This window comes from Deltaproteobacteria bacterium (assembly GCA_022340465.1).
Taxonomy (GTDB): Bacteria; Desulfobacterota; Desulfobacteria; order Desulfobacterales; family B30-G6; genus JAJDNW01.
The window spans coordinates 48,608-54,607 of the sequence record JAJDNW010000037.1 but is presented as its reverse complement, the minus strand read 5'-3'; the positions used below and the strand labels follow the sequence as shown (position 1 = coordinate 54,607).

Annotated in this window: 6 protein-coding genes; all 6 read left to right on the top strand. The window is 62.6% G+C overall.

The window, feature by feature from the left end:
* On the top strand, nt 1-307 hold a 307-nt coding region (locus tag LJE94_07080; protein MCG6909873.1), incomplete at its 5' end, for an ABC transporter permease.
* A gap of 227 nt (nt 308-534) precedes the next feature.
* The gene (locus LJE94_07075; protein ID MCG6909872.1) at nt 535-1,359 is read left to right on the top strand and encodes an ABC transporter permease; all 825 of its coding nucleotides are present in this window, start codon (nt 535-537) and stop codon (nt 1,357-1,359) included.
* 26 nt (nt 1,360-1,385) lie between these two features.
* Nucleotides 1,386-2,666, top strand: coding sequence for a M20 family metallopeptidase (locus tag LJE94_07070; protein ID MCG6909871.1), 1,281 nt, complete (start codon nt 1,386-1,388; stop codon nt 2,664-2,666).
* A 205-nt stretch (nt 2,667-2,871) separates the two neighbouring features.
* Complete coding sequence (locus LJE94_07065; GenBank protein ID MCG6909870.1) at nt 2,872-3,879, top strand: ABC transporter ATP-binding protein; 1,008 nt, start codon at nt 2,872-2,874, stop codon at nt 3,877-3,879.
* Nucleotides 3,872-4,861 carry an ATP-binding cassette domain-containing protein gene (locus LJE94_07060; GenBank protein ID MCG6909869.1) on the top strand — a complete coding sequence of 330 codons (990 nt, stop codon included), beginning with the start codon at nt 3,872-3,874 and terminating at the stop codon, nt 4,859-4,861. The genes LJE94_07065 and LJE94_07060 overlap by 8 nt, the downstream gene beginning before the upstream one ends.
* Nucleotides 4,862-5,085: 224 nt before the next feature.
* A complete protein-coding gene (locus LJE94_07055; GenBank protein ID MCG6909868.1) occupies nt 5,086-6,000 on the top strand; it encodes a 2-dehydropantoate 2-reductase in 915 nt (304 codons plus the stop codon).

Genomic DNA, 6,000 nt, shown 5'->3' with positions numbered 1-6,000 from the left:
GCGCACGGCACGGGCGAAAGGGCTGCGGGAAAGATCCGTGGTGTATGTGCATGCCCTGAAGAATGCGCTGGTCCCCGTGCTGACCATATTGGGGCTGCAGCTGGGGCAGCTTTTGGCCGGGGCCATCATCATCGAGAACGTTTACTACCTGCCCGGCCTGGGCCGGCTGGTGTTTCAGGCCATCGGGCAGCGGGACTTGCCCGTGGTGCGGGAGATCGTCCTGTTCATGGCGGCGGCGGTGATTATCGTCAACTTTCTGGTGGACATGACCTATGCGTCCATCGATCCGCGCATCCGGCTGGAGTAAAATCGGCGGCGAAGGAAAATGCGGCCGCCTAGTTCCTTACGAGTTCAAATGACAGCAAAACGCGTATATTTTTTCAGGAAGCCGTCGTCAACCCCCCGCGCAACAAGGGGGTAACGGCCGTTTCGCGAAGTTTCAACCCGGTTTTCCGTTACCCAGCGCCCAAAAGCTACCAAGTGATACGCAATGCCCCCGTTCTGCCGGGGGTCGATGAGTGTTAGGCTGATTTGATGAAACGCTATTTTTCCAATCTGAATTTTTCGCTGGGGTTCGTCCTTTCCTTCGTGGTGATCGCCATGGCCGTGATCAGCTTCGTCTGGACGCCCTACAAACCCAATGCCATGAACGCCCGCCACCGCTTGGAGGCCCCCAGCATATCGCATCCTCTGGGGACCGATCAGTACGGCCGGGACATTCTGTCGCGGGTGATGGTGGGGGCGGTCAATTCGATTATCGTGGGGCTGGTCACCGTGACCATCGGCCTCAGCCTGGGGATTATGCTGGGGCTCGTGTCGGCCTACTACGGGCGGTGGGCGGATGAGTCCATCATGCGCTTTTCCGACCTTCTCTTCGGGTTCCCGGCGGTGCTGACGGCGATTCTGATCACGTCGATCCTGGGGCCGTCGGTGATCAACGCCATGCTGGCCATCGGCATCTTTTACATCCCGGTCTTTGCCCGCCTCACCCGGGCGGTCTCCATGACCCTCTGGGAGAGGGAGTTCGTCGCGGCGGCCCGGGCCAGCGGCGTGAGCGAGGGGGGCATCATCCTGCGGCACATCATGCCCAACATTCTCTCCCCGCTCATCATCCAGGGGACGATCCAGTTCGCCGTGGCCATCCTCGCCGAGGCGGGGCTGAGCTATCTCGGCCTGGGCACCCAGCCGCCGGACGCTTCGTGGGGGCGGATGCTGTACGAGGCGCAGACGTTCATGGACCTCTCTCCCTGGATGGCCATTTTTCCCGGCGTGGCCATTGCCTGGGCCGTGCTGGGTTTCAACCTCCTGGGAGACGGGCTGCGGGACACGCTGGATCCGAAGATGGTTCGGGTGAGATAGAAAATATCGAATGACAAAGGTGTGACATGATTCCCAATGACGTTGTAAAAAAGGTACTCGAGAGTGTCGATCACGAGGAACTGCTCAATCTGACGGCGGAAATGGTCAAGATCAACTCGGTCTGGGACCCCATTGCCGGGACCGGCGAGCAGGAGGCGGCCGAACATGTGGCCCGCTGGGCGAAGCAGAAGGGCTTTCAGGTGCAGGTGGACCAGGTGGCGCCCGGAAGGCCCAACGTCATCGTCTCCTGGGACGCGGGTCCGGGGGAGCGGAAGCTGATGTTCGAGGGCCACACCGACGTCGTGACGCCCGGTGACGTGGAAACGTGGCATTACGACCCCTTCGGCGCCCAGATCGAGGGCGGCCGCATGTACGGGCGGGGAACCAACGACACCAAGGGGAACCTCTGCGCCATGCTGATCGCCATGGATGCCTTGAAACGGGCGGGCGTTCCCCTCTCCGGCGGCATCGTGGGCGGCGTGCTCTGTGATGAAGAGGACCTGATGCTGGGGGTGCTCGATTTCATCGAAAAAGGCCATGCGGACGACGTGACGGGGGCCATCATCTGCGAGCCCCAGGACGGCCTCGTCTGTACGTCACAGAAGGGGGCGATCCGGGCCAGCTACACGATCGGCGGGCGGATGAGCCACGGGGCCATGCCCCTGTCGGGCCTCAACACGGCCCCGGCCCTGGCCGAACTGATAAACGGCCTGCACCGGCTCGAGCGGGCCGCAGTCGAAAAGCTTGGGAGGGACCGGCACCTGGGGTGGGCCAGCTTTACCCCCACCGTCATTCAGGCGCCTTCCGGGGGGGCGGCCCAGTTGAACGTCATGCCGGGTGAAGCGCGACTCCTGGTCGACGTGCGCACCATCCCGGGCCAGGATCACGCGAGCATCCGCAACGACCTGACCGCCCTGGCAGAGGCGACGGCAAAGAAAGTGGCCGACGACTACGCGGCCTATGACCGGCAGCTGCGGCTCGAACGCGACCACCGCATGGACGTGCAAGTGGAATTTCTCACCGACCGTCCCTGCACCAAAACCGACGCGAACGATCCGGTGGTCGCGGCGGCGGCGTGGGCCACACGCCGGGTGCTGAACGCGGAACCGGAATACGCGGGCGTCCCCGGCGCCACCGACGGCACCTTTCTGTGGGCCATGAAAGGCATCCCCATCGTCACCATGGGCGCCGGCGACCGCCAGGTGCCGCACCAGAAAGACGAGTGGGTGGATATCAACCAGCTGAAGGAGACGGCGGACACCTATGCGCTGGCGGCGCTGCACTATCTAACGCCGTCCAACGATTAACGGTGTTGGAGAGGTTCAGCGTCGGTTACAGCGGTTGTCATATATGTGTTCCGATACAACCTAGGTCCAACATGAGAAACATTTTTTTCGAAGCCCTCAGGATGCCGAATAACACGACAAACGCTATCTATGCACACGATCGGCAAAATTTGTTGATATGGCTCAGAGGTATGGAGGAACCGTAAACCAGTGAAAGGCGTTAGTCTTGGGCAAAAATCTGCTTGAAATAGAGGACCTGGCGGTCGACTTTCACACCCCCGAGGGTGTCGGCAGGGCCGTGGACCATGTCAGCCTGTCCGTTGCCGAGGGGGAAACGGTCGGGCTGGTGGGTGAATCCGGGTGCGGCAAGAGCGTCACTTCGCTCAGTATCCTCGGGCTGGTGGCGTCCCCGCCGGGCCGGATTCACTCGGGCCGCATCCTTTTCGACGGAAAGGACCTTTTGGCCATGGCCCCGGACAAGCTCCGCAGCATTCGCGGGCGCGACATCTCCATGATTTTTCAGGAGCCCATGACCTCTTTGAACCCCGTGCTCACCATCGGCCGCCAGGTGGCCGAGCCTTTGATGGTTCACCGCAACATGGACCGGCAGGAAGCGCTCGAGCAGGCCGTGCACTGGCTCGGGCAGGTGAAAATTCCCGCGCCGGAAAAGCGGATTGACGAATATCCGCATCAGTTGTCGGGCGGCATGCGGCAGCGCGTGATGATCGCCATGGCCATGGTGTGCCGGCCGAGGCTGCTGATCGCCGACGAGCCGACAACCGCCCTGGATGTTTCCATCCAGTCGCAGATTCTTTCCCTGATGGAGGGCCTCAAAAAGGAAACGGGCACGTCCATGCTGCTGATCACCCACGATCTGGGCGTGGTGGCTCAAATGGCCCGTCGCGTGGTGGTGATGTATGCCGGGCAGGTGGTGGAGACGGCCGGTGTGGATGATATTTTCGGGAGCCCGCTGCACCCATACACCCGGGGGCTGCTCAAATCGATTCCGCGGCTGGGCAGCCGGGCCGCCGGCCGCAAGCAGCGCCTGAACGAGATCAAGGGAACGGTGCCTTCGCTGATGGAGCCCGTTTCGGGCTGCAAGTTCGCCGACCGGTGCCCCGAGGTGTTCGACAGGTGCCGGGAACAGCAGCCCGCGCTGCAGGCTTTAGGCGGGGGACGGTCGGCCCGCTGCTGGCTGGTGCAGCCGTCCGGAGGAGGGACCGGGCATGCCTGACACGGACCTTCTGAAAATCGAGAACCTCGTCAAACACTTTCCGCTGGGGGGCGGTTTGATGTCGAAGCCGCACGCCTGGGTCAAGGCGGTGGACGGCGTGTCCTTCCGGGTGGCCGGGGGGGAGAGTTTCGGCCTGGTGGGCGAATCGGGCTGCGGGAAGACCACGCTGGGCCGGTTGATTCTGAGGCTGCTGGATCCCACGGCGGGAACCATTTTTCTCGAGGGCGAGGACATTACGTGCCTTTCCCGGACGGATCTGCGCCCCTTGAGGCGGAAAATGCAGATCATTTTCCAGGACCCCTTTTCGAGCCTGGACCCGCGGATGAAGGTCGAAGCCATCGTCACCGAGCCCATGCGGGCCCACGACCATCTGACCCGCCGGCAAAGAAAGGAGCAGGCCGTGGACCTGCTGGAAAAGGTGGGGTTGCGCGCCGGCGACCTGGACAAGTATCCCCATGAGTTTTCAGGCGGCCAGCGTCAGCGCATCGGCATTGCCAGGTCACTGTGCGTCAGACCCAAATTGATCGTCGCCGACGAACCGGTCAGCGCCTTGGACGTTTCCATTCAGGCCCAGGTGATCAACCTTCTCGAAGACCTGAGGGAGGAATTCGGCCTTTCCTACGTGTTCATCTCCCACGATCTCAGCGTGGTGGAACACATCTGCGACCGCATTGCGGTGATGTACCTGGGCGGCATCGTCGAAACGGCGCCGGCGGAGGTTTTCAGCGTGACGCCCCGGCACCCCTACACGCGGGCACTGCTGGAGGCGGTTCCCCTGCCGAACCCCCAGGGGCAGGTGCCGCCCGCCCCGCTGGAGGGAGACGTGCCCAGTCCCATCGATCCGCCGCCCGGGTGCAGGTTTCACACCCGCTGTCCGCACGTGCACGACCGCTGCAGGATGGAGCGGCCGGTCCTGATCGAGGCCGCTGACCGCCACCGGGTGGCCTGCTGGCTGAACGATGGAACCGGGGTTGGCGACTAATTGAACCCGATGGCACCGCTACAGGCGTCATGGACTGCGTGGAATAAAATCCGAAATCCCAATCCGGATAAACCGGAAAAGATAAAGATCATTTAGTACGAAAACACGAACGTCCAAAAACACGAAAAAGACCATGAACATTTTCGTGCTTTTCCGTTACGGTATACGGTTTAAAGAACCAGGGGCAGGATCCGGGGGTTCAAGCCAAAAACAAAGGAGGAAAGATGAAAATAGCCGTCGTCGGTGCAGGCGCCATGGGAAGCCTTTTCGGAGGACTGTTGGCGGAGGCAGGGGCCGAGGTGTGGCTGGTCGATATCTGGAGCGAACACGTGGATGCCGTCAATGACCGGGGGCTTACCATCGAAAGGGACGGGCGGGTGCGGACCGTTCGACTGCAGGCGACCATGGATCCCGAAACCGTCGGGGAGAGCGATCTTACGATCGTGTTCGTCAAGTCGACTCAGACGGAGGCCGCGGCCAGGACCGCCAAAGCGCTTGCCGGACGCGACGGTCTCGTTCTGACGCTGCAGAACGGCATGGGCAACGCCGACCGGATCGCCCGGGAGGTCGAGCCCGGCCATGTCATCGCCGGCACCACCTCCCATGGCGCCACCATGCTGGGGCCCGGAAGCATCCGCCATGCCGGCAGCGGTTTGACCACCATCGGCATGTGGCATCGGCAAAACACCCACAAGGCCGAGCAGGTGGCGGCTTTTTTTTCCGGGGCCGGTATCGAAACGGACGTGTCCGCAGATGTGCGCAGCATCGTGTGGGGGAAACTCCTGATCAACGTGGGGATCAACGCCATTACCGCCCTGACCGGCATCAAGAACGGCCAGTTGCTGGACTTGCCGGCCACCGTGGCGCTGTCGAGGGCCGCCGTGGAGGAGGCCATTGCCGTGGCGGAGGCGCAACAGATAGCCGTCCGCCCGGACGCGGTGGAACATGTCCTGGAGGTGGCGCGGGCGACCGGCGCCAACCGTTCCTCCATGGGACAGGATGTGGACAACCGGCGCATGACGGAAATCGGGGCCATCAACGGCGTGGTGGTGGAGGAAGCGGAAAGGCTGGGGCTGCCGGCACCGGTGAACCGGACGTTGACCGCCCTGGTGGAAACGCTGCAGGCAAACTACCTATAG

Coding starts and splice junctions, on each gene's coding strand:
- LJE94_07075 (MCG6909872.1), top strand. CDS start 535: ATGAAACGCTATTTTTCCAATCTGAATTTTTCGCTGGGGTTCGTCCTT.
- LJE94_07060 (MCG6909869.1), top strand. CDS start 3,872: ATGCCTGACACGGACCTTCTGAAAATCGAGAACCTCGTCAAACACTTT.
- LJE94_07070 (MCG6909871.1), top strand. CDS start 1,386: ATGATTCCCAATGACGTTGTAAAAAAGGTACTCGAGAGTGTCGATCAC.
- LJE94_07055 (MCG6909868.1), top strand. CDS start 5,086: ATGAAAATAGCCGTCGTCGGTGCAGGCGCCATGGGAAGCCTTTTCGGA.